Source organism: Telluria mixta (assembly GCF_029223865.1).
In the GTDB taxonomy this organism is placed as follows: Bacteria; Pseudomonadota; Gammaproteobacteria; order Burkholderiales; family Burkholderiaceae_D; genus Telluria; species Telluria mixta.
In genome coordinates, this window is sequence record NZ_CP119520.1 from 4,322,753 (window position 1) to 4,347,976 (window position 25,224).

General features: G+C 64.8%; 21 protein-coding genes. 18 read left to right on the plus strand and 3 right to left on the minus strand.

The window, feature by feature from the left end:
• Window positions 1–2 precede the first annotated feature (2 nt).
• The gene (locus P0M04_RS19365) at window positions 3–836 is read right to left on the minus strand and encodes a universal stress protein (RefSeq protein WP_259447482.1); all 834 of its coding nucleotides are present in this window, start codon (window positions 834–836) and stop codon (window positions 3–5) included.
• 86 nt (window positions 837–922) lie between these two features.
• Here P0M04_RS19365 and P0M04_RS19370 point away from each other — a divergent pair, with 86 nt between their 5' ends.
• Window positions 923–3,598, plus strand: coding sequence for a bifunctional acetate--CoA ligase family protein/GNAT family N-acetyltransferase (locus tag P0M04_RS19370; protein WP_259447481.1), 2,676 nt, complete (start codon window positions 923–925; stop codon window positions 3,596–3,598).
• Here P0M04_RS19370 and P0M04_RS19375 read toward each other — a convergent pair.
• Complete coding sequence (locus tag P0M04_RS19375; protein ID WP_259447480.1) at window positions 3,595–6,132, minus strand: cation-translocating P-type ATPase; 2,538 nt, start codon at window positions 6,130–6,132, stop codon at window positions 3,595–3,597. The genes P0M04_RS19370 and P0M04_RS19375 overlap by 4 nt on opposite strands.
• A 134-nt stretch (window positions 6,133–6,266) precedes the next feature.
• On the opposite strand from P0M04_RS19375, the gene P0M04_RS19380 reads away from it, so the two are divergent.
• Window positions 6,267–6,734, plus strand: coding sequence for a universal stress protein (locus P0M04_RS19380; protein ID WP_259447479.1), 468 nt, complete (start codon window positions 6,267–6,269; stop codon window positions 6,732–6,734).
• A 45-nt stretch (window positions 6,735–6,779) separates the two neighbouring features.
• Here the strand turns inward: P0M04_RS19380 and P0M04_RS19385 are convergent, their stop codons facing one another.
• Complete coding sequence (locus P0M04_RS19385) at window positions 6,780–7,370, minus strand: cytochrome b (protein ID WP_259447478.1); 591 nt, start codon at window positions 7,368–7,370, stop codon at window positions 6,780–6,782.
• A gap of 207 nt (window positions 7,371–7,577) precedes the next feature.
• On the opposite strand from P0M04_RS19385, the gene P0M04_RS19390 reads away from it, so the two are divergent.
• From P0M04_RS19390 to P0M04_RS19465, 16 genes are all read left to right on the plus strand, one after another.
• A complete protein-coding gene (locus P0M04_RS19390; protein WP_259447477.1) occupies window positions 7,578–8,057 on the plus strand; it encodes a Spy/CpxP family protein refolding chaperone in 480 nt (159 codons plus the stop codon).
• 205 nt (window positions 8,058–8,262) lie between these two features.
• The gene (locus P0M04_RS19395) at window positions 8,263–11,127 is read left to right on the plus strand and encodes an EAL domain-containing protein (RefSeq protein WP_281042045.1); all 2,865 of its coding nucleotides are present in this window, start codon (window positions 8,263–8,265) and stop codon (window positions 11,125–11,127) included.
• Window positions 11,128–11,282: 155 nt separating this feature from the next.
• Window positions 11,283–12,338, plus strand: a complete 1,056-nt coding sequence (locus P0M04_RS19400; protein ID WP_259447475.1) for a hypothetical protein — start codon at window positions 11,283–11,285, stop codon at window positions 12,336–12,338.
• Window positions 12,339–12,793: 455 nt separating this feature from the next.
• Window positions 12,794–13,738, plus strand: a complete 945-nt coding sequence (locus P0M04_RS19405; RefSeq protein WP_259447474.1) for a LysR family transcriptional regulator — start codon at window positions 12,794–12,796, stop codon at window positions 13,736–13,738.
• A 153-nt stretch (window positions 13,739–13,891) separates the two neighbouring features.
• Entirely contained in the window at window positions 13,892–14,830 is a 939-nt protein-coding gene (locus P0M04_RS19410; protein WP_259447473.1) for an intradiol ring-cleavage dioxygenase, read from the plus strand.
• Between the two features lie 97 nt (window positions 14,831–14,927).
• Window positions 14,928–15,767, plus strand: coding sequence for a 3-oxoadipate:acetyl-CoA acetyltransferase (locus tag P0M04_RS19415; RefSeq protein WP_259447472.1), 840 nt, complete (start codon window positions 14,928–14,930; stop codon window positions 15,765–15,767).
• Entirely contained in the window at window positions 15,764–16,066 is a 303-nt protein-coding gene (locus P0M04_RS19420) for a Dabb family protein (RefSeq protein WP_259447471.1), read from the plus strand. The genes P0M04_RS19415 and P0M04_RS19420 overlap by 4 nt, the downstream gene beginning before the upstream one ends.
• Before the next feature lie 135 nt (window positions 16,067–16,201).
• Window positions 16,202–16,702 (plus strand): cupin domain-containing protein, encoded by a 501-nt coding sequence (locus P0M04_RS19425; protein WP_259447470.1) that lies wholly within the window; start codon window positions 16,202–16,204, stop codon window positions 16,700–16,702.
• A 27-nt stretch (window positions 16,703–16,729) separates the two neighbouring features.
• Complete coding sequence (locus P0M04_RS19430; RefSeq protein WP_259447469.1) at window positions 16,730–17,734, plus strand: hydroxyquinol 1,2-dioxygenase; 1,005 nt, start codon at window positions 16,730–16,732, stop codon at window positions 17,732–17,734.
• Window positions 17,735–17,833: 99 nt separating this feature from the next.
• On the plus strand, window positions 17,834–19,297 hold the full coding sequence (locus P0M04_RS19435) for an aldehyde dehydrogenase family protein (RefSeq protein ID WP_259447468.1): 1,464 nt from the start codon (window positions 17,834–17,836) through the stop codon (window positions 19,295–19,297).
• A 13-nt stretch (window positions 19,298–19,310) separates the two neighbouring features.
• Window positions 19,311–20,381: a maleylacetate reductase gene (locus P0M04_RS19440; protein ID WP_259447467.1), complete on the plus strand. Its 1,071-nt coding sequence runs from the start codon at window positions 19,311–19,313 to the stop codon at window positions 20,379–20,381.
• A gap of 74 nt (window positions 20,382–20,455) precedes the next feature.
• A complete protein-coding gene (locus P0M04_RS19445) occupies window positions 20,456–21,730 on the plus strand; it encodes an ABC transporter substrate-binding protein (protein WP_259447466.1) in 1,275 nt (424 codons plus the stop codon).
• A gap of 70 nt (window positions 21,731–21,800) precedes the next feature.
• On the plus strand, window positions 21,801–22,523 hold the full coding sequence (locus tag P0M04_RS19450) for an ABC transporter ATP-binding protein (protein ID WP_259447465.1): 723 nt from the start codon (window positions 21,801–21,803) through the stop codon (window positions 22,521–22,523).
• The gene (locus P0M04_RS19455; protein ID WP_259447464.1) at window positions 22,520–23,221 is read left to right on the plus strand and encodes an ABC transporter ATP-binding protein; all 702 of its coding nucleotides are present in this window, start codon (window positions 22,520–22,522) and stop codon (window positions 23,219–23,221) included. Before P0M04_RS19450 ends, P0M04_RS19455 begins: the two co-directional genes overlap by 4 nt.
• Window positions 23,222–23,237: 16 nt before the next feature.
• Window positions 23,238–24,116 (plus strand): branched-chain amino acid ABC transporter permease, encoded by an 879-nt coding sequence (locus tag P0M04_RS19460; protein WP_259447463.1) that lies wholly within the window; start codon window positions 23,238–23,240, stop codon window positions 24,114–24,116.
• Between the two features lie 34 nt (window positions 24,117–24,150).
• Window positions 24,151–25,194 carry a branched-chain amino acid ABC transporter permease gene (locus P0M04_RS19465; RefSeq protein WP_259447462.1) on the plus strand — a complete coding sequence of 348 codons (1,044 nt, stop codon included), beginning with the start codon at window positions 24,151–24,153 and terminating at the stop codon, window positions 25,192–25,194.
• Window positions 25,195–25,224: the final 30 nt, after the last annotated feature.

Below are 25,224 nucleotides of genomic sequence, written 5' to 3' on the forward strand. Positions count from 1 at the left end.
CGTCAGTGCGCCATGAGCACGGGGATCGGGGCGCCGGCCAGTACCGTGCGGCTCGCGCCGCCCAGGCAACGTTCGCGCAGCCTGCCGTGGCCGTAGGCGCCCATCACGAGCAGGCCCGCGTCCATGTCCGCCGCGGCCGACAACAGCGTGTCCCCGACGTCGTCCGTCGCCGCGCGGTGGCTGGCGCGCGCGGCGACGCCGTGCCGGCCGAGCCATGCGGCCAGCCGCGCGCACGGGTCGCCGCCGGCCGTGTCGTCGGCATCGTCGCCGAAGCCGACGACGGTCGTGCCGCGCGCCGCACGCAACAGCGGCAGGGCGGCCGCCACGGCGCGGGTTGCCGGAACGCTGCCGTCCCACGCAACCAGCGCTTCGCCGTCCGCACGCCATGGGCCAGGGGCATGCGGCACGATCAGGACGGGGCGCCCGCCCGCGAACAGCAGGTAGTCGGGCAGGTCGGACCGCCCGTCCGGCGCGGGCGCCGCGGGATCGGTCCGGCCCACCAGGACCAGGTCGGCATAGCGGGCCTGCACGGCCAGGCCGCCGTCGACGTCGTCGTCGACGACGCGGCTCTCGAACGACGCCGGCCCGTCGGCACGGACCGCGTCTTCGAAACGCCGCACCGCGTCCTCCGCGTCGCGGCGCAGCGCCGCGCAATGCCCGGCCAGCCGGCTGTCGCCCGCCGCGAGCATGCCGGATGTGACGAAGTGCGACACGCCAGTGACGGCGGCTCCCACCACGTGGGCACCGGCGGCGCGGGCAAGGCCGAGCGCCAGCCGGATGCGGGCTGGCGCGGCCGGGGTCGTGTCGACGTGTACGAGCAGTGTCTTGTAGTTCATGATGTCCTCGCTGTCGCGGTGAATGTTGTCCGGGCGATGGGTTGGTCGGCTTTGCGCCAGTCTACGCCGTGGCGCGGGAGAGGCATATGAGCATGCGGAACCTGAACCATTTCTTCACGCCGGATTCGGTGGCCGTGATCGGCGCGTCGGCGCGGCCAGGCAGCGTCGGCGCCACGGTGCTGGCGAACGTCGCCGGCGGCGGTTTTTCCGGTCCGATCTGGCCCGTCAACCCGAAGTACGGCGAACTCGCCGGCCTGTCCGCATTCGGCGACGCGGCCGACCTCCCGCGGGCGCCGGGACTGGCCGTGATCTGCACGCCGGCCGCGACGGTGCCGGGGATTGTCGCCACACTGGGTGAGCTCGGCTGCAAGGCGGCCGTCGTGCTGAGCGCCGGGCTCGACGCTCAGGCGGCCGGAGGACGCACCTTGCGCCAGGCGATGCTGGACGCGGCCAGGCCGCACCTGTTGCGCATCCTCGGCCCGAATTGCGTGGGCCTGCTGGTGCCGGGACGTGGCCTGAACGCCAGCTTCGCGCCGGTGGCCGCGCTGCCCGGACGCCTGGCGTTCGTCGCCCAGTCCGGCGCGCTCGTCACGGCCGTGCTGGACTGGGCGCGCACGCGCCGGATCGGCTTTTCCTGCTTCGTGTCGCTGGGCGACGGCAGCGACGTCGACTTCGGCGACCTGCTCGACTACCTGGCCGGCGACCCCGGTACGGACGCCATCCTGCTGTATGCCGAGAGCGTGCGCCAGGCGCGCAAATTCATGTCGGCGGCACGCGGGGCGGCGCGCGCGAAGCCCACGGTGATCGTCAAGGCGGGCAGGGTGGCCGAGGCGGCGCACGCGGCGTTCAGCCACACGGGCGCGCTGGCCGGCTCGGACCTCGTCTACGACGCCGCGCTGCGCCGCGCCGGCATGCTGCGCGTGTATTCGACGGACGAACTGTTCGATGCCGTTGCGATCCTGGCCCAGCCGCGCCGCCCGGCGGGACCCCGCCTCGCCATCCTCACCAATGGCGGCGGACCGGGCGTGATGGCGACGGATGCGTTGGTCGCGGGCGGCGGTACGCTTGCGCAACTGGCGCCGGCCACGCTGGCCCATCTGTCCGGCCACTTGCCGGCGACCTGGTCGCACGGTAATCCGGTCGACGTCATCGGCGATGCGCCCGTCGAACGCTACGTCATGGCGCTGCGGGCGCTGCTGGACGAGCCCGGCGCCGATGCCGTCCTGTTGATCCACGCGCCGACCGCGATCGTGCCCAGCGCCGACATCGCGCGGGCCCTGTTGCCGCTGCTGCGCGCGGCGGTGCGCCCTGTGCTGTGCTGCTGGCTGGGCGGGGCGAGCGTGGCGCAGGCACGCAGCCTGTGCCTGGACGCGGGCGTGCCCGTGTTCGACACGCCCGAGGAAGCGGTGCGCGGCTTCCTGCAACTGGTCGACTACGCGCGCAACCAGAACATGCTGATGCAGGTGCCGCCGGCCGGCGCGCTGGCGCAACCGGACCGGACGGCGGCGCGGACACGCGTCGCCGGGTTGCTGGAAGCGGGCACGACGGCGGTCGGCGAGGCCGACGCCAAGGCGATCCTGGCCGCCTACGGCATCCCCGTCGTGCAAACGGAGACCGCGCGTGACCTCGACGGCGTCCTGGCCGCCGCGCGCCGGATCGGGTATCCGGTCGCGCTCAAGATCCTGTCGCCGGACATCGTGCACAAGACGGACGTCGGCGGCGTCGTGCTGGACCTCGCGGACGACGCCGCGCTGGCGCAGGCGCAGGACGCGATGCTCGCACGCGTTCGCGCCGCGCTGCCGCAGGCCCGGCTGGCCGGGTTCACGGTGCAGGCGATGGCGCGGCGCCCGCGGGCGCACGAGCTGATCGTCGGCATCGCCACCGATCCCGTATTCGGTCCGGTAGTGCTGTTCGGCCAGGGCGGCGTGGCGGTCGAAGTGACGGCCGACCAGGCCGTCGGCCTGCCGCCGCTGAACCGCGTGCTCGCGGCCGACCTCGTGAGCCACACGCGCGCCGCGCGACTGCTGGCGGGTTTCCGCGACCATCCGCGTGCCGACTTCGAGGCGCTGTCCGACGTGCTCGTGCGCGTCGGACAGATGGCGGCCGACCTGCCCGAGCTGGTGGAACTGGACATCAACCCGCTGCTGGCGGACGCGTCCGGTGTCGTTGCGCTGGATGCCCGCATGCGCCTCGCGCCGGCCCCGGCCGGGCAGGACCCGCTCGCGCGCCTGGCCATCCTGCCGTATCCGGACGACCTGGAACGCCGGGTGGACAGCGCGCTCGGGCCGCTGCTCGTGCGGCCGATCCGCCCCGAGGACGCACCGGCCCACGAGGCCTTCTTCGCTGCCTTGAGCCCGCAGGACATCCATTTCCGCATGTTCGGCACGATGCGCGCGCTGTCGCCGGCACAGCTGGCGCGCTTTACGCAGATCGACTATGCGCGCGAGATGGCGTTCATCGCCACCCGTACCGCACGCGACGGCAGGGCCGAGACCCTGGGCGTGGTGCGCGTGGCCATCGATCCGGACGGCATCGTGGGCGAATTCGCCATCATCGTGCGATCGGACCTGCATGGCCGCGGCCTGGGTCATCTGTTGATGGACCGTCTGCTCGATTATTGCCGTGCGCGCGGTCTGGAGCGCGTTTCCGGCGTGGCGCTGGCGGACAACGTCGGGATGCACCGGCTGGCGCGTTCCTGCGGCTTCCAATTGCGGACGGCCGTGGACGGCAACGTCGAGATGGTGCTGGCGCTGCACGGCTAGCGTTCCCCGCCAACGGCCCGCGCCGCCTGCAGGCCGAGCAACATGGCGGCGGCCGTCAGCACGGCCACAGCCAGCCAGCGGCCCGGCGGCGGGGCGAAGCGGAACAGTTCGGCCAGCGGCGGCCACCACAACGCTGTCGCCAGCAGGCCCAGTGCGCCCGCCGCGATTGCGACGAACACGGGGTTCACGGTCCGCAGCGCGGCCAGGATGCCGCGCTGGCGATGGCTCAGCAGCAGGCCGAGGTTGCACAGGATCAGGGCGGCAAACGCCGTCGCGCCGGCCTCGCGGACGGGCAGCCGGGCGAGCGCCCAGCCGTAGCACGCGGCCAGTAACAGCGCAGCCCACATTCCGCGCAGCAGCGCCGCCAGCAGCGCGCGCCTGTCCAGCACCGATTCGTCGTGTCGACGCGGCGGGCGCCGCATCAGGTCCTGTTCTTCCGGTTCGTTTTCGAAGGCAAGGGAACACGCCGGGTCGATCACCAGTTCCAGGAACACGATGTGCGGGGGATACAGCAGGACGGGCCAACCGAGCAGCGGCGGCAGCAGGGCCAGCACGGTGATCGGCACGTGGGCCGCGGCCACGTAGCGCATCGACTTGCGCATGTTGCTGAAGATGCGCCGTCCCGCCCGCAGCGCCAGCACCAGCGACGGGAAGCGGTCGTCCAGCAGCGTCAGCTCGGCCGCCTCGCGCGCCACGTCGGTGCCGCGCAATCCCATCGCCACGCCCACGTTCGCCGCGCGCAGGGCCGGTGCGTCGTTCACGCCGTCCCCCGTCATCGCCACGACGGCGCCGCGGCGCTGCAGCGCGTGCACGATCTCCAGCTTCTGCCCTGGCACGATGCGGGCGCATACGCTGACGCCTTCGAGCCGGGCGGCGAGCTGTTCCCCATCCATGCGGGCGATTTCCGGACCCGTCACGATGGCGCCGTCGGCCAGGCCGGCCTGGCGCGCGATGGCGGCCGCCGTCTCGGGATGGTCGCCCGTTACCATCAGCACCCGCACGCCGGCGCGCCGGCATTCCGCCACCGCGGCGGGAATGTCCGCGCGCAGCGGGTCGGCCAGCGCCACCAGGCCGACCATGCGATACGACAGTGCCGCCGGGTCGTCTGGCCACGGCGGGACGATGCCGCCCGCCTCGGCCACGGCAAGGACGCGCAACCCGGCGCGCGCCATGTCCGCCGCAGCGGCAAGCGCCGGCGCGCGCTCCTCCTCGGGACACATGGCGGCGATGGTTTCCGGTGCACCCTTGGCTGCCGCAAACGACGCCGATCCATCGCTCCAGATCCTGATCATCGCCGGGCGCTTCGCCGTGAGGCCGTATTCGCGCACCATGTCCACCCTTGCGTCGCGTGCCGGACGTGCCGGTTGCGTCGCGTGCGCCTGCCGCAGCGCTTCCTCGATCGGGTCCGACGATTGCGGGCGGGTCGCGCGTACGGCCGCGTCCAGCAGGTCGCGCAATGCCGATGCCAGCGGCATCCCCGGTACCACGTCGTGGCAGGCGCCGGCATGCCACAGCCGGCGCAGCGCCATGCGGTTCTCCGTCAGGGTGCCGGTCTTGTCGACGCACAGGACCGAGGTCGACCCGAGGATTTCGATGGCCGCCAGGCGCCGCGTCAGCACCCGATGGCGCGCGAGCCGCCAGGCCCCGATCGCCGGGAACACGGTGAGGATGACGGGGAATTCGGCGGGCAGTACGGACATCGAGAGGGCCACGCCGGCGAGCAGCGCCTGCAGCCAGTTGCCGGAGCGCCAGCCGAGCAGCAGCACAAGCAGCACGCTGACGGTCAGGCCCAGCACGGCCAGGCGGCGCGCAAGCGTTTGCGTCTCCTGCTGCAGGCGGCCGGATGGCGGACGGATCGCGCCAAGCGCGGCGCCGATGCGTCCCAGCTCGCTGTTCGCACCGGTGGCCGTCACCTGGGCCAGGGCGTCGCCCTGCACGACGAGGGAGCCCGCGAACAGCCACGGGAGGTCGGCGCCGCCGGGCGGTGCGGGCGGCGCGGACGCCACGCCGGCCCGCTTGCCGACCGGGACGGATTCTCCCGTCAGCAGTGATTCGTCCGCGAGCAGGCCGCTCGTCTCGACGACCACCGCGTCGGCCGGCACGCGGTCGCCTTCCGTCAGCACGATGATGTCGCCCGGCACGAGATCCGCGGCGGGCACCCGCTGGCGGTGGCCGTCGCGCACTACCGTGGACGCCGGCGCGCTCAGGTCGCGCAGCGCCTGCAGCGCGCGTTCCGTCCGGCCTTCCTGGTACAGCGTCATGCCCAGCATGAGCACCACCATCAGCGACAGGAAAATACTCTCGCGCGGCTCGCCCAGCGGCAGGTAGAGCAGGGCGGCGCCGACCAGCAGCAGGAACATCGGCTCGCGCGCGGCTTCGCCGAGGATCGCGCGCCAGCCGCGCCGTGTCCGGTCGGGAAGGGTATTGGGGCCCTCCGCGACGAGCCGGCGTGCGGCCTCGGCGGCGGTCAAGCCGTCGAGGCGGTGGCGGGCCGCGCTGTCGCGGCGGTCGAGTGCGGCATCGTTCATGGTCATGTGCGGTATCCGCTGCGGATGGACATGTCAATACGGGTTAAGATGCCAGGCAAGCGTATCACGCGTCCGCGCGACCGTGGATGCGTGCCCGGCCGTGCGGCCGGAATCATCATCCAGACATGGAGGCGGCTCTCATGTTCATCGAGAAGATATGCGTGGCCAGCGATGGCTCGGACGTCGCTGTCCGCGCTGCGCAAATCGCGGTCGTGCTGGCGCAGGCGGGTGCGCGCCGGATCCTGGCGGTTTCCGTGGCCCAGCCGTCCTCGCCGGGCGGGGCGGATCGCGCATTGCAGGCGGCCGGCGCACATGCCGACACGGTCGCGCGCATCGCGCACGCGGTCGGTGTCGCATGTGAGACCTGGGTTACGTCCGCCTGGCCCCCGGGCCCGGAGATCGTTCGCGCGGCGCAGGAACAGGGGTGCGACCTGATCGTCATGGGGGCGCATGGCTCCCAGGAAGCCGATACGCGCTATCTTGGAAGCGTTGCCCGCCACGTACTGGCTTGCTCGCCCGTTCCGGTGATGGTATTGCGCGATCCAAGAGAGGCAACACCTCCGGAGTTCCGCGATGTGCCGCCAGGCGGCGCGGATGCCGATGAATGATAAGAACACGACAGCGCTGTCACGTTTCACCAGGGTCGCTCGCGCTCAGCGCCGCCGAACCGACGGCAGCATCCGCGACAGTACCGGGTCACGCAGTACATAGTGATGATACAGCGCGGCGGCGGCATGCCCCCCGGCGAGGATGATGATGGCCCAGCCGTTCAGCTCGTGGAGTTCTTCGATCAAGTGGTGCGCCGTCTCGGAAAAAGGCGCGAACGGCGGCGGGAGCAGCAGTCCGAAAAAGCTCATCGATTCGTCGCCTGCCCAGCGTAGCACGAACCCCAGCACCGCCTCCGCGACGAGCAGGGCGTAGAGCAGATGATGGACTGCCCTCGATGCGATGTCGGTCCAGCCGGTGACGGCGGGAGCTACCTGGTGGCCGGGCAGCATGCGCCAGGCGATGCGGAGCACGATTACGGCCGACAATATGATCCCGAACGACATGTGCAGGACGACCATCGTGCGGTGCGTGGGGCGCGCGAACCACTCCCAGGTTTCGGCGAGCACGAACTGGGTCAACACGAGCGCCGCCGTCAGCCAGTGCAGGACGATGGAGACAGTATCGTAGACTGTGCGATCGTCGCCGGCGGCGATCCTGGCCAGCTGTCGCGCGGGCGAGATTGCGTCATTGTTCATCGGTTCCTCCGCAAAGGGTGGTGCCGGCTTTGTTCATGCACGCGATTCGACGGGAACGAAGAGCATGATCAAGCAAGGTTGTTGATGCACAAAGGCTCGCGCGAATAGGCTTTTTTTTGAATGACCTGGATCAAAAAAACCGTGGTAGTGAACTAATCGGCGGCGATGCGATCTACATGACTCCCCATGCATGATAGAGAGGTCGTCATGTCATCTCGTCTGCCGGCAGCGTGGACTGTCGCGTTGTTCCTGTCGTCACTGTGCAGTCAAGCGCCTGCGTCCGCCACGCAGGGCACTGGAATGGAGCGTGGCGGCCCGGCGCCAATGATGGGCAGACACCACGGCACGATGGGCGGATGCAATGCGATGGGTGATGCCGGACCGGGCATGATGGGCGCGGACTACGGCGCACTCGATCTGACGAAGGAACAGCGCGACAGGATGGTCGCCATCCATCGTGACCTGCGCGATAAACAGATCGCGCTGATGGACCACATGCATGACACGATGCGATCCTTGACATATTACCGGGACGGAAAGTTTGACGAGCAAGCGGCGCGTAACGCCTACGCGGCGGCTGAAAAAAACCATCGGCAAATGTTCGAGAACATGCTCGACGCGCAGAAGAAGATGGATGCCGTGCTGACGCAGCAGCAGCGGCAACAACTCAGCCGGGCGGGCAAGTAGCGGGCAGTGTCGGATTTCACATTTGCCAGCTCATTTTGATACGGATTAAGGATATACTACGTCAGCTTGTAAATACCCTGATACTTTTGCCAACTGAGTCTGGAATTCGTCTTTGAGACACGTCGTCTACCCACTTGGCATCGCCCGTGTCAGTGTCACGCTTGTACGTTTCGTTTTCTTTCTCCTGCTGTCGGCCAACGGTTCCGTGCGCGCGGCAACGCCCATCGAAATGCGTGTCGGCGTCTACGAGAACTCGCCAAAGCTTTTCGTCGACACCAACGGCCGTGCTGCCGGCATCCTGATCGACATGCTGGACGAGGTGGCGGCCGCCGAGGGATGGACGGTGCGGTATGTGCCGTGCACGTGGGCAGCCTGCGTCGCGAAACTGGCGCGCGGCGACCTCGACGTCCTGCCCGACGTCGCCTACACCGAGGAACGTGCGCGAACGTTCAGGTTCCACGCCGTGCCCGCGCTGCTCAGCTGGTCGCAACTGTACCGCGCCAGCAATGTGAAGGTCACCTCCATCGTCGACCTGCAGGACAAGCGGATCGCAGTGCTGGAGGGATCCGTGCAAGCGTCTTTCCTGGCCTCGCTGCTGGGCGCGTACGGGCTGAAGCCGCACTTCGTCGCCGCGCCATCGTTCGATCGTGCGTTCCAGCTCGTCAAGGACGGAAAGGCCGACCTCGCGGCCGTCAACAACTTTTACGGCGATATGCAATCCCAGCACTACGGGGTGCGCGGTACGCCCATCGTGTTCCAGCCGGCACAACTGTTCTATGCGGCCCGTCCCGGCATTCGTCCGGATGTCCTCGACGCCATGGACCGGCATTTGCGCACCTGGCAGGGCGACCCTGAATCCGTCTACTTTGCGATCCTCAAGCGCTGGCAGTTGCAATCGCCGGCTCAACAGATCAACCAGCGTACGGCCTGGCTGCTCGCGTTGTCGGCCATGCTCCTGCTGGGCGCGTGTGCGGCGGCATGGCGGTTCCGGCGACAGGCGGCGCAGCGCGCGCGCGCGTTGCAGGCGACCGAGAACAAGCTGTCGCTGATCCTGGACAGCGTGGACTCGCTCGTTTATATCAAGGACGGGGACTTCCGCTACCGCTACGTCAACGAGGCCATGTGCCGGATGCTGGACATGCGCGCCGACGATATCCTCGGCAAGGACGATTTCTCACTCTTCGAACCGGAGCTGGCTGGCGAGTTGCGCGCGCACGACCTGCAAGCGATGGCGGAGAGCCGGCCGCAAGTGTTCGAAGAGTCCATCGATATGGCAGGTGCGGAGCGCACCTATCTGTCGACGAAAATGGCGCTGGCCCTCGGCGACGGCGCCGCGCACTCCCTCTGCGGCATTTCGAGCGACATCACTTCCAGAAAGCGCATGGAGGAGTCGACACGCATCGCGGCGACCGTGTTCGAGTCGCACGAGGGGATGCTGGTGCTGGACAGGACCCGGGCGGTCATCGATGCCAACGCCGCGTTCTGCGCGATGAGCGGCTACCGCCTCGACGAACTGGTGGGGTCGCGCAAGCTGCCGTTCCAGCTTGCCGAGGATGGAGGTGAACTGGACGCCGCGTTCTGGAAAACGCTCGCAGCCGAGCAGAAATGGCATGGCGACGCATTCAGCCGGCGCAAGGACGCGACCGTCTGTCCGGTGCTGTTGTCGATCAGCGCCGTGCAGGACGGGGCCGGACACGTCGCCAATTACGTGTGCACCGTCTCGGACATCACGGAACTCAAGCGGATCCAGGAGCGTAATCAGCACCTGGCGTACTACGACGACCTGACCGGCCTGCCCAACCGCCGGCTGCTGCTCGAACGCATCCAGTCCTGCCTCGCGGCTTCGCGCAACGAGCCCCAGCTTGGCGCCCTGCTGTTCGTGGACCTCGATAATTTCAAGGACCTGAACGACACCCGCGGCCACAGCGCAGGCGACGAACTGCTGCAGCAGGTGGCGCACCGTATCACGTCGTGCATGAGGAGCGTCGATACCGTGGCGCGGGTCGGGGGCGACGAGTTCGTCGTCATGCTGGACGCCATCGGCACCAACGAGGACGAGGCCAGACTTCATGCGGAAGTCCTCGCGGAAAAGGTGCTGGCTGCCGTGGCCGCGCCCTACGTGATCGACAGCCTGCCCCACCATGCCAGTTGCAGCATCGGCGTCACGCTCTGTGCGCACCGTGACGAAGGGCTGGACACGCTCATGAAACGGGGCGACCTCGCCATGTACCAGGCGAAAACCGACGGTCGTAACCTGGTGCGGGTGTTCGAGCCCTGGATGGAGCAGGCCGTCGCCCGGCGGATCCAGCTCGTATCGGAATTGCGCGGCGCGCTGGACGGCGACCAGTTCGAACTGTATTACCAGCCTCAGGTCGAGGGCGGCCGGATCGTCGGTTCCGAAGCGCTGCTGCGCTGGCACCATCCCGAGCGCGGACTGGTGGGGCCGGCCGAATTCATCGGGATCGCGGAGAGTACCGACCTGATCCTGCCGATCGGCGCGTGGGTGCTGCGCGCCGCCTGTCGACAGCTGGCGCGTTGGGCAGCGGTGCCGCACAACGCCCGCCTCGCGGTGGCTGTCAACATCAGCATCCGCCAGCTCATGGAAGACAATTTCGTTCGCGATACGCTGGCCGTCATCGCCGACACCGGCGCCGATCCCCGCTGCCTCAAGCTCGAGATCACGGAATCGATGGGCATCGAAGGCGTCGAGGAGACGATCGCGAAAATGGAGGCGTTGCGGCGCCACGGTATCCGGTTCCTGCTGGACGATTTCGGCACGGGCTATTCGTCGCTGGCCTATCTGAAGCGTCTTCCGCTCGAACAGCTCAAGATCGACCGTTCCTTCGTTCGCGATATCCTGGTCGACCCCAACGACGCATCCATCGCACGCAGCGTGGTCGCGCTGGCGCAGGCACTGGGCCTGTCGATCATCGCCGAGGGGGTCGAGACGATGGCCCAGCGCGACAAGCTGCTGGAGCTGGGCTGCCACCGTTTCCAGGGCTATTTGTATGGACGCCCGATGCCGGCGGAAGAATTCGAGGACATGGTCGCGGCCGGCGTGGCGCGGTGAGCGTGCCGCTCCTTCCTGGTGTCTTTTGCGAGGAAGCAATGATGGGATTTGTGCGCGCGGTTGTGGTCCAAGCATGTGGGGAAGAACCAGGCTTGCGAATGCGCCTGCAACGTCAACTCGGACGACGTGCGCAAGCCACCGAAGGAGTCACAATCATGATGAAGACGTGTCTGCAGGCCGTGCTTGCAATGTCGCTCGGGGCGTCGCCGCTGGCGCTCGCTGGTGACGCGACTTACTACACACCTACGCCCGTAAGCGGAAAATACGATGCCGCCGTCGCCCTGAATAATGCCGGTCTCGTCGCGGTGAACAACCGGGATACGAATGTGCCGTATCGCATCGGATACATCTCCACATTTCCGATGTCGACGAGTGTCGGGACGCTCGGTGGAAGCGACAGTTTCATCCGGGCGATCAACGACAACAACGACGCCGTCGGCGAATCAACGACGGCCAACGGGGCCTCTCACGCGTTCCTGTTTGCTGGCGGGCGCCTGCATGACCTGACTGCGGAGCACGGTATTGCCTCCGTTGCGGCGCTGAACGATCGCGGAGAGGTGGCCGGCAGCGACAGCGACGGCCGGGCCATGGTCTTGCGCAACGGTAAGGTCGATGCCTTCGGTCCGGCCGGAAGCATGGCGGCCAATATCAACGACGCCGGCGAAGTTGCGGGCGACTACTTCGTGAATGGCTTTTCCTATCGTGCTTTCGGCTACAGTCAGGGGAAATTCACGGATCTCGGAACGCTGGGTGGTGGCTACAGTTCTGCGTCAGCGATCAACGATGAGGGGGCAGTGGTCGGTGCCAGCTACACGGCCGACGGACGACATCATGCCTTCTTGTACGAAAACGGCACGATGACTGACTTGACGCCCGCAGCCGATAACAGTGCGGCCGTCGACATCAACAACCTGGGACAGGTGGTCGGGACCGCCGACAACCAGCCTTTCCTCTACGACAATGGCAGGCTGGTGAATCCGAACACGCTGCTCGTCCCGGATGCCTACTGGCGGATGACAACGCCTATCGCAATCAACGATGCCGGACAGATCTTGTCCAACGGTTGTGATTCCCAGGGATTCTGCTATGTCACCTCACGTTTCGACCCTGTCCCGGCGGTCCCTGAAGCATCGGGTGCCGCGATGCAGCTCGCAGGCATCGCAACGCTGGCGGCGGTATTCGCAAGGAAACGGCGCCGTCGTCAACCTTGATGCGGTTTCGCCAGTGCCCGGTAAGTGCCGATGCCGCCCGTGGAATCACTTGCGTCCACGTACCACCGCCCGAACGAACCTCGGCGAGGTCGGTCTCAGTCGTCGATTCCATGCTTGTGGCCGATCCTTGCGACAGTCCAGGTCACCGTCGCCTGGTCGATGAGCGCATGCACCGGTGAATCGGGCAGTTCATCCATCAGTCGGATGCAGGCGGACCTTCTTGTCGAGACAGACCTCACATCCTGCGAGCTCCCCAAGTGCCCCGGTGCTCAGCTAGCTTCGAAAAATTTGAATATAGCTGAGTAAATTTTTCACTTTCTGTACCACCATCTTGAGAACATAATATTTTTGCTGATTGTCGGATTGAATATCGAACCCGCACCTCATGGTTCGAAAGCGAGGCAAGCCTCGTCAACCAAAAATAAGACACACCGGGAATATCCGGGGAGACACAGATGGACAGGTTTCTTTCTATCGAAGCTTTCGTGACGGTCGCGAAGGCGGAGAGCTTTGCCGAGGCTGCGCGGCAGATGCGCGTGTCGAAGTCGGTCATCACAACACGCGTCCAGCAGTTGGAGGATTACGTCGGCGGACCCCTGTTTCACCGAAATACGCGCAATGTCAGGTTATCCGAAATTGGACAGGCGTTTTTCGAGGAGTGCAGCGATCTCGTTTGCAAAACGGACGAGCTGGTCGACCAGATGCGGGAACTTAAGGGAACGTTCACCGGCCAACTGAAGATTCATGCGTTACCCGGGTTCGTACTGGGCCACCTGGCGGCATGCCTGCGCGACTTCCAGGAGCAGTATCGCGAAATCGTGCTGGACCTGTTCGTGAACGACGCCGTAGTCGACCCCATCAAGGCCGGTGTCGACTGCTCCCTGCAGATTTTCCATCCTCCTTCGGAAGACCTCATTGCGAGGAAAATCTTTCCGGTACGGCGGGTGTTCTGCGCATCTGACGACTATATCGTGCGTCACAGTATGCCGTCGGGTCCGCGCGACCTGCACGAGCACCGGATGGGCCTGTATTCCGGCTATCCGACGCGTGACCGCTGGATTTTCCATCAGGGCGAGGAAAAGATCGTGTTGGACCTGAAGCCTGCCCTGCGAAGCAACAGCGTCCATCTGCTGAAGGAATACGCCCTGGAGGGTGCCGGCATCGTCTGCATCCCGACCCTGGTTGCTTCCGAGAGCGTCCTGCGCGGAGACCTGCGTCTCGTCCTTCCCGACTGGCAGCTGTCCTCGTTCTGGCTGTCGATCGTCTATCCGCGCAGTCACCGGGGCGGGGCCAAGCTGAAGTTGTTTGCGGAAGCCTTGCAGTCCCGGTTCGCCGGCGAACCACCGTGGGATCGGGCACTCACCGAAAACGGATTGCTGCCGAGGACGCTGATCGACTAGCCCTTTTGGTGAAGTCCGGAATCGCCGATTATTCGAAAACACGAAACGATGTGGTCGGGTTTCGGCGGCTACCCATGCTTCGTCTTCGAGCCTAGACTCTGTTGCTATACAGATGATAACAACAGCGGCCCTGCCCGGCCCTTGGAGACTGCAATGGAACAAGGCACCGCTCTGTCCCCGCCAGGGGAGCATGGTGAGCACCACGTACAACATGTCGATGAATTCTCGATCACCGAGCTCGTCAACCGGCAGATTGCGGCAACGGCCCCACAGCGCCTTGCGGAGATCGTGGCTGCCTTGACGCGCCACCTGCATGACTTTGCACGCGAAGTGCGCCTCAGCGAGAGCGAACTGATGGCAGGTATCCAGTTCCTTACCCAAGTCGGGCAGACGTGTGACGACAGGCGCCAGGAATTCATCCTGCTGTCGGATGTGCTGGGGCTGTCGATGCTGGTCACGGCGCAGAACAATCGAAAGCCGGCGGGATGTACCGAGGCTACCGTGTTCGGTCCCTTCCATGTCGAAGACTCGCCGAAACACGCCTTGGGCGACGACATTGCCAACGGCGCCCAGGGTGAGCCGTGTTTCGTTCGCGGCGCCGTCAAAGGGCTGGGTGGCGAACCGGTGGCGAACGCCCGGCTCGAGGTATGGCAAGCCGACGAAGATGGCTTCTACGACGTCCAGTATGCTGGCCTGGATCAGTCTCGGGCCAGGGCAACCCTGCAGACCGGAACGGATGGCGTTTACCATTTTCGCAGCATCCTGGCCAACTCTTATCCGATCCCCCACGACGGCCCTGTCGGCAAGCTGCTCGCGGCCCTGGGCAGGCATCCTTGGCGGCCGGCGCACCTGCATTTCATGATCACGGCCGACGGTTACGAGACCTTGATCACCCATGTTTTCCGCAATGGCGACCGCTACCTGGAATCGGATGCAGTGTTCGGCGTACGCGAATCCCTGATCGCGGAGTGGATCCGCCATCCACCGGGACCAGGGCCCGACGGTAGCGTGGTGCCGGTGCCGTTCTACACGCTCGACTTCGATTTTGTTCTGAACCCTTTGCCAGGCGCCGCAGGCAAAACCCGGAACTGAACAATCACCTGTGTCTTTCAGTGCTTTCGCAAGGCTTGGCTTGTTGCGCCTTCCTTGCGTGCGCCTTCGCACGCCCAATTTCGAATGGAGATGTTTTATGAGACCTGTGATCATTGCTGTCGCCATCACCGGTTCGGTACCGCGGAAGAAGGATAATCCTGCGGTACCGATCACGGTTGCCGAGCAGATCGAGTCCACGCGCGAGGCATATGCGGCCGGTGCCAGCCTGGTGCATCTGCACGTGCGCAACGACGATGAGAGCTCATCTTCCGATCCTGACCGGTTCAGCACTGTCCTGGATGGCATTCGCATGCATTGTCCCGACATGATCGTCCAGTTTTCGACAGGGGGCAGGGGGCGCGATCCCGAGGCTCGTGGTGCCGCGTTGCACCACAAGCCGGACATGGCGTCGCTCGCGACCGGGACGGTGAACTTCCCGACGATCGTCTATGAGAACGCACCCGCACTGGTGGAGCAGCTTGCCCGCGGCATGCGGCAATACGACGTGCTTCCTGAAATCGAGATCTTCGACCTGTCGCACCTGCATGCGATGCGCAGGCTGATGGGCGAAGGCCTGCTCGGCAAGCAGCCGCACGTGCAGTTCGTCATGGGTATCAAGAACGCACTGCCGGCCGACGAACACGTACTCGACCTGCTGTTGGGAGAGCTGAAACGGCTTGCGCCCAAGGCGACCTGGACAGCCGCCGGTATCGGTCGGCATCAGCGCGATGTCATCGAATGGGTGCTGCAGCGTGACGGCGACGCTGTCCGCACTGGCATGGAGGACAACATCCGGATCAGCCGCGACCGGCTTGCGGCGAGCAACGCCGAGCTGGTGCGCATGGCCGCCGAGGCATGCGTAGCCCACGGCAGGCGTGCCGCGACACCTGCCGAAGCGCGGGAGCTGCTCGGCTTGCGCCCGAAGGGGGCCGCGTGATCAAGCACATCGTGATGTGGAAGTTGAAAGAGGGCGCAGAACACGCCACCAGGGCGGAGAACGCCTTGCGGGTCAAGGAGTGGCTCGACGCCTGCCGCCATGCCGTGCCGGGCATCCTGCGCTTTGATGCCGTGATCGCGCAAGATGGGCTGGAAGCGACCTGCGATGTGATGTTGTACTCGGAGTTCGCATCCCGTGAGGCGCTGGAAGCCTATAACGCTCATCCCCTGCACCAGCTGCTCAAGACGCGCATGGCGCCGCTGCGCGAAAGCCGCCACAGCTTCGATTACGAAGCTTGACCAACGGGTCGTTCGGAAAACGCGAACAAACAAGTCGGCAACCGGGTACTACTCCAGCCGCGGTCACTTGACTACACTGCATTTCATTCGATCACCGAATAACACGCATTTTTACCAGTGATAACGGAGACTAACGTGGAATATAAGACACAGTTCGGCTCGCTCGAGAGCTACGAGAAAGGCGGTGTCCAGGTCATCAACGACGACGCCAAGCACTACGCATTTTCCAACTGCTTTGAGATCGCGAGCATTTCGAAGCCCTACGAGAAAGTGGTTTTTGGTATCAACCAGATCTATGTCCTCGAAGTCCTCCGTGCGGAAGGGGTGTCGCCCTGGTACACCTGCGCTCACGACGAGTTCGCGCTGTGCATGGACAAGGAAGTCGACATTCAGCTCGTCAAGCTGGACGCGGCCCATCAGATCGAGGATGCGGAGAAAAACGGCGCGGTGCTGGTGCAGGGCGAGCCGGTGGGCGCGAGGATGGGCTGGATGCGCCTGAAGCGCGGCCATCAGGCCCTGCTGCCTGCGAATACCGCCTACCAGTTCCGCGCGGCGCAGCCTGGCGTGATCGTCCTGCAGACCTGCAAGGGCGACCTGTCGGTCGAGAAGTGGGCCGATATCTGCCAGGCCGCCTGACATCGAATATCTACTAGGAGACAATCCATGGACATCGCAGTCAAATTCAAATCCGTGACCACCGGTCCGCACCCGGTGTACGGGTTCAAGACCTTCCATCTCGGCGACTTTACGTTCGAGCGCGACGAATACTTCACCCACATTCGCTGGACCACCGCCGACGGCAAGCCGGCCTCGCACACCATGGACGCCGGCGACTTCCTGCGCGCCCTGATGCGCGACGTGGGCTGGGGATTCTTCTACGGCTGGGTCAACTTCGACAACGTGTTCGGCACCACCAACCACTACAAGACCGTCGATGTGTTCGCGGGCACTTTCAACGTGAACTACAAGAAGGCCGGCGTGGACCTGCTGCAGAATTTCCCGACCGAGGAAGTCCGCGTGACCTTCGTCGACATGCTGGAAGACTGGACCAATGCCGGCTTCGATCCGTATGCTGCGCCCCAGGAGACCGGCTCGCCATACGGACGCAAGAATGGCGACAACCTGGACGCGGTGCGCCGCGTACGGCAACTTGCTGAGCGCTGCGTCGGCCTGAAAGACGATCTCGCGATGCGCACCGACGGCGCCGGCTACCCGGTCAACCGGGCCTTCGCCGACGTGCCCCAAGACGCGCCGGAGCTGCATCCGGAGCCGGGATTCGAGAACGAAATCCACGCCTTCAACCTGTTCGCCTACCTGTCGCGTTCCGACGTGGTGTGGAACCCTTCCTTCACCTCGGTGGTGAAGCACAGCTACATGTGCCCGACGACCGAAGAGCACAAGCTCCCGATCGTGCACGGCAACGACCGTGTCGAATGGTTCTTCCAGATGTCGGACGAAATCGTCTGGGATTGCGGCGACAAGATCACCGCCGAGCCCCGCGCGCGCGTCGTGATGAAAGCGGGCGACATGGCGGCGATGCCGGCCGATTGCCGCCACCAGGGCTTCTCGCCGAAGCGCTCGATGCTGCTGGTGTGGGAAAACGGCTCGCCGCAGGTCGTCTACGACATCCTGGAAGGCCGCGCGCCGATCAATCCGGTTTCCTTCTAATCCAGAGCGCGGCAACACGGCCGCACAGATGTCCGGGCGGGACGCATCCCGCCCGTGGGATGGCTCGTCCCTGCAAATCGCAACAAACACGGAGTCAACATGCAAACCCAACTTTTCATCAATGGCAAATTCGTTCCGGCCGAGGATGGCGCGACGCTGCCGGTGCTGAATCCGCACGACAATTCGGTCATCGCGAATGTGGCGATGGCGGGGAAGGCCGATATCGACAAGGCAGTAGCGGCCGCGAAGAAGGCATTTCCCAAGTGGGCGCGCATGGCCGCAATGGACCGCGGCCGGCTCCTGCTGAAACTGGCGGACGCGATCGAGGCGAACGCCGACGAGCTGGCCCGGCTGGAGTCGATGGACACCGGCCACCCGCTGCGCGACACGCGCAACCTCGATGTGCCGCGCACCGCGGTCACGTTCCGCTATTTCGGCGGCATGGCCGACAAGCTCGAAGGTACGGTGATACCGGTCGAGGCAGGATTCCTCAACTACATGCTGCGTGAGCCGATCGGCGTCGTCGGCCAGGTGGTGCCCTGGAACTTCCCGCTGATGTTCACCAGCTGGAAAATGGCGCCGGCACTCGCGGCCGGCAACTGCATCGTGATGAAGCCGGCCGAGCTGACCCCGCTCGCGACCCTGCGCATCGCCGAGCTGATGGCAGAAGTCGGTTTTCCGGAAGGTGTGGTCAACATCGTGCCCGGGCTGGGCCATATCGCCGGCCAGTACCTCGCCGAGCATGAAGACGTTGCCAAGATCGCCTTCACCGGGTCGACCGCCACCGGACGCCGCATCGTCCAGGCATCCGCAGGCAACCTGAAGAAGGTGCAGCTGGAGCTGGGCGGCAAGGGTGCCAACATCGTCTTCGGCGACGCCAATGTCCAGGCCGCGGTGAACGGTTCAGCCTTCGCCATTTTCCACAACCAGGGGCAGGCCTGCATTGCGGGCTCCCGCCTCGTCCTGCACAAGTCGATCGCCGACGAGTTCACCGAACGCTTCGCGCGTCTTGCCGCCTCGATCAAGATTGGCGACCCGCTCGATCCGACGACCGAGCTCGGTCCGCTGACGTCGCTCCAGCATCGTGACAAGGTCCTGTCGTACGTGGATGTAGCCTTGTCCGAGGGAGGCACGATCATCGCCGGCGGTAAAGTCCCGTCCCGGCCGGAACTCGCCAACGGCTGCTATGTCGAGCCGACCATCGTAAGCGCCAAGCCGACCGACCGCGTCAGCCAGGAAGAAGTGTTCGGCCCGTTCGTGTCGGTGACGACCTTCGAGACCGACGAGGAAGCCCTGGCGATTGCCAACGGCACCGAATACGGCCTGGGCGGTGGTCTGTGGACCAACAACCTGACCCGGGCGCACCAGATTGCCCGGGACATGAAGTCGGGCATGGTGTGGATCAACTGCTACAAGCGGGTCAACCCCGCCTCGCCGTTTGGCGGCGTCGGCAAGTCGGGCTACGGCCGCGAAATGGGTTTCGAAGTGATGCGCGAGTACACGCAGGCGAAGTCGGTCTGGGTCAACGTCGACGCCAACCTGCAGCCGTACTACCCGCGCTGACGGAGCAATCATCATGACATCCGTTCCCTCCTTTGTGTTCGACAGCGCCATTCCGCGCGTCGTGTTCGGTGCCGGAAGCCTGCGTCACCTCGAGCGTGAAATCGACCTGCTTGGCGCAAGGCGCGCCCTGGTGCTGTGTACGCGGGAGCAGCGTGCGAGCGCGGAAGCTGTCCAGGCCATCATTGGCGATCGTTGTGCCGGTATTTTCGATCGCGCCGTCATGCATGTCCCGATCGAGACGGCCCGTGAGGCCCGCGCCCTCGCGAAGGAGTTGCAGGCCGATTGCGCCATCGCGATCGGCGGCGGTTCAACCACGGGGCTCGGGAAAGCGATCGCACTCGAATCGGCGCTGCCGATCCTTGCCATCCCGACGACGTACGCGGGCAGTGAGATGACGCCGATTTATGGCATTACCGAGAACGGCCTCAAGAAGACCGGCCGCGATGCGCGGGTACTGCCGAAGACCGTCATCTACGATCCCGAATTGACGCTGAGCCTGCCGGCAAAACTGTCGGTGACGAGCGGGATCAATGCAATCGCCCACGCCGCCGAAGGTCTATATGCGCAAGATGTGAATCCGATCACGTCGCTGCTGGCGGAAGAGGGCATCCGTGCCCTTGCCCAGGGCCTGCCGAGGATCGTGGCCGAGCCTGGCGACGTGGCGGCACGTGCCGATGCCCTGTACGGCGCCTGGCTGTGCGGCGCCGTTCTCGGTAGCGTCGGCATGTCTTTGCACCATAAGTTGTGCCATACGCTGGGAGGAAGCTACAACCTGCCTCACGCCGAGACCCACACGATCGTGCTCCCGCATGCGCTGGCCTACAACGCGGCCGCGGCGCCCGAGGCGATGTCGCGCATCGCGCGAGCGCTCGGTGCACAGGATGCGGCTCTCGGGATGTACACGCTTGCTCGCAGCCTCGGCGCGCCGGTTGCACTGAAGGATATCGGCATGCCCGAGGAAGAGCTCGATCGCTGCGCCGACATCGCAAGCAGAAACGCTTACTGGAACCCTCGACCGATCGAGCTGCCGGCAATCCGGAACCTTCTCGATGATGCATGGCGAGGTCGTCCGCCCACCCGCTGATTGGCTGGCACGGCATTCACACGAATACACCAAAACGCAACGCGAAAACGCGTGCACCTATAAACGGAGGAGACATGAATTCGATCGATCAAAAGCGCCGCCGCGTCCTGCAGGCCGCCGGCACGGCCGTCGCACTCGGCGCGCTGGTCCAGAAGCCCGCATTTGCTCAGGCCAAGGAAATCCGGATTGGCTACGTTTCGCCGCAGACTGGCCCGCTTGCCGCGTTCGGCGAAGCCGACAAATGGGTCGTCGCCGGCTTGCAGGCCAGGCTGAAAGCGGGCGTCACCATCGCTGGCAAGACCCTGCCGGTCAAGCTCATCGTCAAGGACAGCCAGTCTTCGCCGAACCGCGCGGGCGAGGTCGCCAATGACCTCATCCTCAAGGACAATGTCGACCTCGTGCTGGTGTCGTCCACGCCGGAAACGGCCAACCCCGTGTCGGACGCTTGTGAACTCAACGGCGTGCCCTGCATTTCGACTGTCGTACCCTGGCAGCCGTGGTTTTTCGGCCGCGGCGGCAAGACGGACACCGGTTTCAAATGGACCTATCACGTATTCTGGGGACTCGAGGACGTGATCGCGACCTACACGAGCGGCTGGAAACGCCTGCAGACCAACAAGAACGTGGGCGGATTGTTCCCCAACGATGGCGACGGCAATGCATGGGGAGACAAGGTGCGAGGCTTTCCGAAAGCGCTCGCTTCGATGGGCTTTACGCTGACTGACCCCGGCCGCTACCCGAACATGAACCAGGACTTCTCGGCCCAGATCGCGGCATTCAAGCGCGAACACGTCGAGATCGTTACCGGCGTCATGATTCCTCCCGATGCCAAGACCTTCCTGACCCAGGCGCGGCAGCAAGGGTTCAAACCACGTGTGATCACGCTCGGCAAGGCCCTGTTGTTCCCGGCTGCCATCGAGGCACTCGGCGAACTGGGCGACGGACTGACGACCGAAGTCTGGTGGTCGCCCTGGCATCCGTACAAGTCGAGCATTACCGGCATCGATCCGAAAGGCCTGTGCGCGGCATACGAGGAACAGACGAAAAAGCAGTGGACGCAGCCCATCGGCTTCTCGCACGCATTGTTCGAAGTGGCGCTGAACGCCCTGCAGCGTGCGAAGAGCACGGATCGCGGGGCCATCCGCGACGCGATCGCTTCTACCAACCTCTCCACCATCGTCGGCCCGGTGAAATTTGGTGCGCAGGGGCCGTTCAGGAACGTTTCGAAGACGCCGCTCGTACTCGGACAGTGGGTCAAGGGTAAGAAATACAAGTACGAGCTGACGATCGTCGACGCACAGGAAAATCCGCAGATTCCGACGAACGGGCAACTGAAGCTGATCGCGTAATTTTGCGGCGGCATCGATGCCGCTTCCCACATGGAGACGAGCCGGCCACCAGAGCCGGCTGGGGAACACTATGACAGCACTTCTTAGCATCGCGGGTGTCAGCAAACGCTATGGCGCCCTCAAGGTCACCGACGACGTCACCCTGAGTGTAGACACCGGAGAGACCCTCGGCATCCTTGGTCCCAATGGCGCGGGCAAGACGACACTCTTCAACCTGATCTCCGGCGACGTTCGCGCCGACCGGGGGACGATCACATTCGCGGGCAGTGACATATCGGCCGTGCCTGCGTACCGACGCTGCCGCGCGGGCATCGGACGGTCCTATCAGGTGCCGCAGCCTTACGGCGCAATGACCGTTTTTGAAAACTGCCTGGTGGCCGCCACGTTCGGCGCCGAACTATCAGAACACGAGGCCTATCCACTTTGCGTCGACGTTCTGGACAAAACGGGATTGCTGAAGAAGGCCAACGAGCTGGCAGGCGGCTTGCCTCTGCTGGACCGCAAACGGCTCGAGCTGGCGCGCGCGCTGTCGACCCGGCCGCAGTTGCTGCTGCTCGACGAGATCGCCGGCGGCCTGACGGAGCACGAAGCTGCCGTCCTCGTCGGCGAAATCAAGGCGATCAAGGCGCAGGGGGTCACGATGATCTGGATCGAGCACGTTGTCCATGCCTTGCTCGCCGTTGCCGATCGCCTGCTGGTGCTGAACTTCGGTGCCGTCCTGGCCGAAGGGAAGCCGCTCGACGTACTCGAAAATCCCGAGGTCAAACGGGTCTACATGGGGCTGGAAGCATGAGCACTTTACTCGAAACCCGCAAGCTCACCGCCTTCTACGGTGATTTCCAGGCGCTGTTCGGTATCGATGTCGAAGTCGGTGCGGGCGAAGTTGTCGCGCTGATCGGCGCGAACGGCGCGGGAAAATCCACTTTTCTGAAGTCTGTCACCGGTTTGATGAAAGCGTCCGGGGATTCCGTTCGCTTCGGTGGGGAAGTCATCAGCGGTCTGGCGCCGGGAAAGATCGTCGCAAAGGGGATCGCGATGGTGCCGGAAGGTCGGCGCCTGTTTCCCAGTCTCTCCGTGGAAGAGAACCTGAAGATCGGCGCCTATACGAAGCGCGCGGGACCATGGAACCTGGACAGCGTGTATCGCCTGTTTCCCGCACTGCGTGAGCGCCGCCGCCAGCCCGGCACTGCGCTGTCGGGTGGGCAGCAGCAGATGGTGGCGATCGGCAGGGCCTTGATGAGCAACCCATCGCTTCTGATCTGCGACGAGGTATCGCTGGGACTCGCACCGATCATCGTCAAGGAAATCTACGACGCGCTGCCCGCGATCACCCAGGACGGCCTCAGCGTTATCGTCGTGGAACAGGATGTCGCGACCGCGCGCAGGGTATCGAACCGCCTGTACTGCATGCAGGAAGGCCGCGTGTCCTTGACCGGCAGGTCGTGCGACGTCACGCACGAACAGATATCCAAGGCCTATTTCGGCATCTGACTGGAGAGAATACATCATGTTAAGTTGGCTCGATACCGTTCTGCAGGGCCTCATGCTCGGCGGACTGTACGCCCTGTTCGCGATGGGGCAGTCGTTGATGTTCGGCGTCATGCGCCTGACCAATACCGCCCATGGTGACCTGACGATCCTCGCGGCGTTCGCAGCTTTCTCCCTGCTGTCCGCGTTCGGCCTGCACGGTGGTATGGCGACGGCCGGGATCCTCATCGTCCTGTTGCCGCTTGCATTCGGATTCGGATACGGATTGCAGCGATTCGTCCTGAACGGCACGCTCGGCAAGGATCCATTGCCCTCGCTGGTAGTGACGTTTGGCTTGTCGATCATTATCCAAAACGTGCTGACTGAAGTCTTCACGTCGGACCCGCGTGCCATCGATACCGGTGACCTCAGCATGCAGAGTCTGAGCCTCGGCGGCGACCTGTCGGTAGGCGTCTTGCCGCTGGCGATCTTCGCGGTTGCGGTGGTCTCAGTCGTCGGGATGCAATGGCTGTTCGGCCACACTGCACTTGGCCGGGCGTTCCGCGCTACGTCCGACGACAAGGATGCCGCACAGCTGATGGGGCTGGATGCCAGTCATGTCTACGGTCTGGCGACCGCAATCGCGTTCGTGCTTGTGGCCATCGCCGGCACGCTGCAAGGAATGCGCACTACGTTTTCGCCTACGGACGGCCCGGCGCTGCTGCTGCTGGCATTCGAGTCCGTGATCATCGGCGGCATGGGCTCGTTCTGGGGCACCTTCGCTGGCGCTCTGATCCTCGGCGCCACGCAGAGCATCGGTTTCCGGCTCGATCCCGGCTGGGGTATCTGGTTCGGCCACATCGCTTTCCTGCTAATGCTGACGTTTCGGCCTCAAGGGCTGTTCCCGAAGACCCGCTAAGCACATCGCCAAGATTACTTAAGGCAATCACATCATGAAGAGCACGCACTTTACCGTCCTGAGAACGAGCCGCGGCAGCCAGGCCGCCTTGCTCGGCGGCTGCCTGATCGCCGCCGCCGCCGCCGCGATGCCGTGGTGGGGCGAGTCCAACTGGATGCGGGAATTTAACCAGATCGCCTGTTATTTTATTTTCGCCAGCATGTGGAACCTGCTTGCCGGATACGGCGGCATGGTATCGATCGGCCAGCAAGCTTACTTAGGCTTTGGGGGGTACGCGATGCTGATTCTGGCGAATCTGTTCGACGTGAACCCTTTCCTTGCAGTACCCATCGCGGCAGTGCTGACGGCCCTGGTGGCGATCCCCGTCTCGAAGCTCGCGTTCCGCTTGAAGGGAGGTTACTTCGCGATCGGTACATGGGTGATCGCGGAGGTTTTCCGCATTTCGTTCTCCAACGTGCCCGCCGTCGGAGGCGGCTCTGGTACGAGCCTGACGGCACTGGCCGAGATCGAACGCGGCACGCGTGAATCGGTCACATTCTGGATCACGCTCGCAGCGGTCGTGGCGACGATCGGGTTGACGTACTTTTTCTTGCGTAGCAAGCAAGGACTGGCTCTGATGGCCATCCGGGATTCGGAAACCGCGTCGGCGTCCCAAGGCATCGATGTCGGCTCTGTAAAGCTGGGCGTCTATCTCGTTGCAGCACTGGGCGCGGGCCTGGCCGGCGCCTTGTACTTCGTCGGCAACCTGCGGATCTCGCCGGACGCCGCTTTTTCGGTCAACTGGTCGGCCTTCGCCATCTTCCTGGTAATGATCGGCGGACTGGGAACCATTGAGGGACCGATCGTAGGCGCGGTGATCTTCTGGGCTCTCAACAAGTTCTTTTCCGATTACGGGACCTGGTACCTGGTCGGTCTGGGCCTGCTGGCCATCGTCATCACACTGGTCTTCAAACAGGGGCTCTGGGGCTATCTGCAAAAGCGGTTTGCCTTCCGTGTCTTTCCAATTCAGCGGCGACTCGAAATCAGCGGTGCTCATGTACCGGCTGCTGCTGCCGAGCCCGGCCCCGTGAAGGCATAAGACGAATCATTTTTTTCATAACTAAAGCTT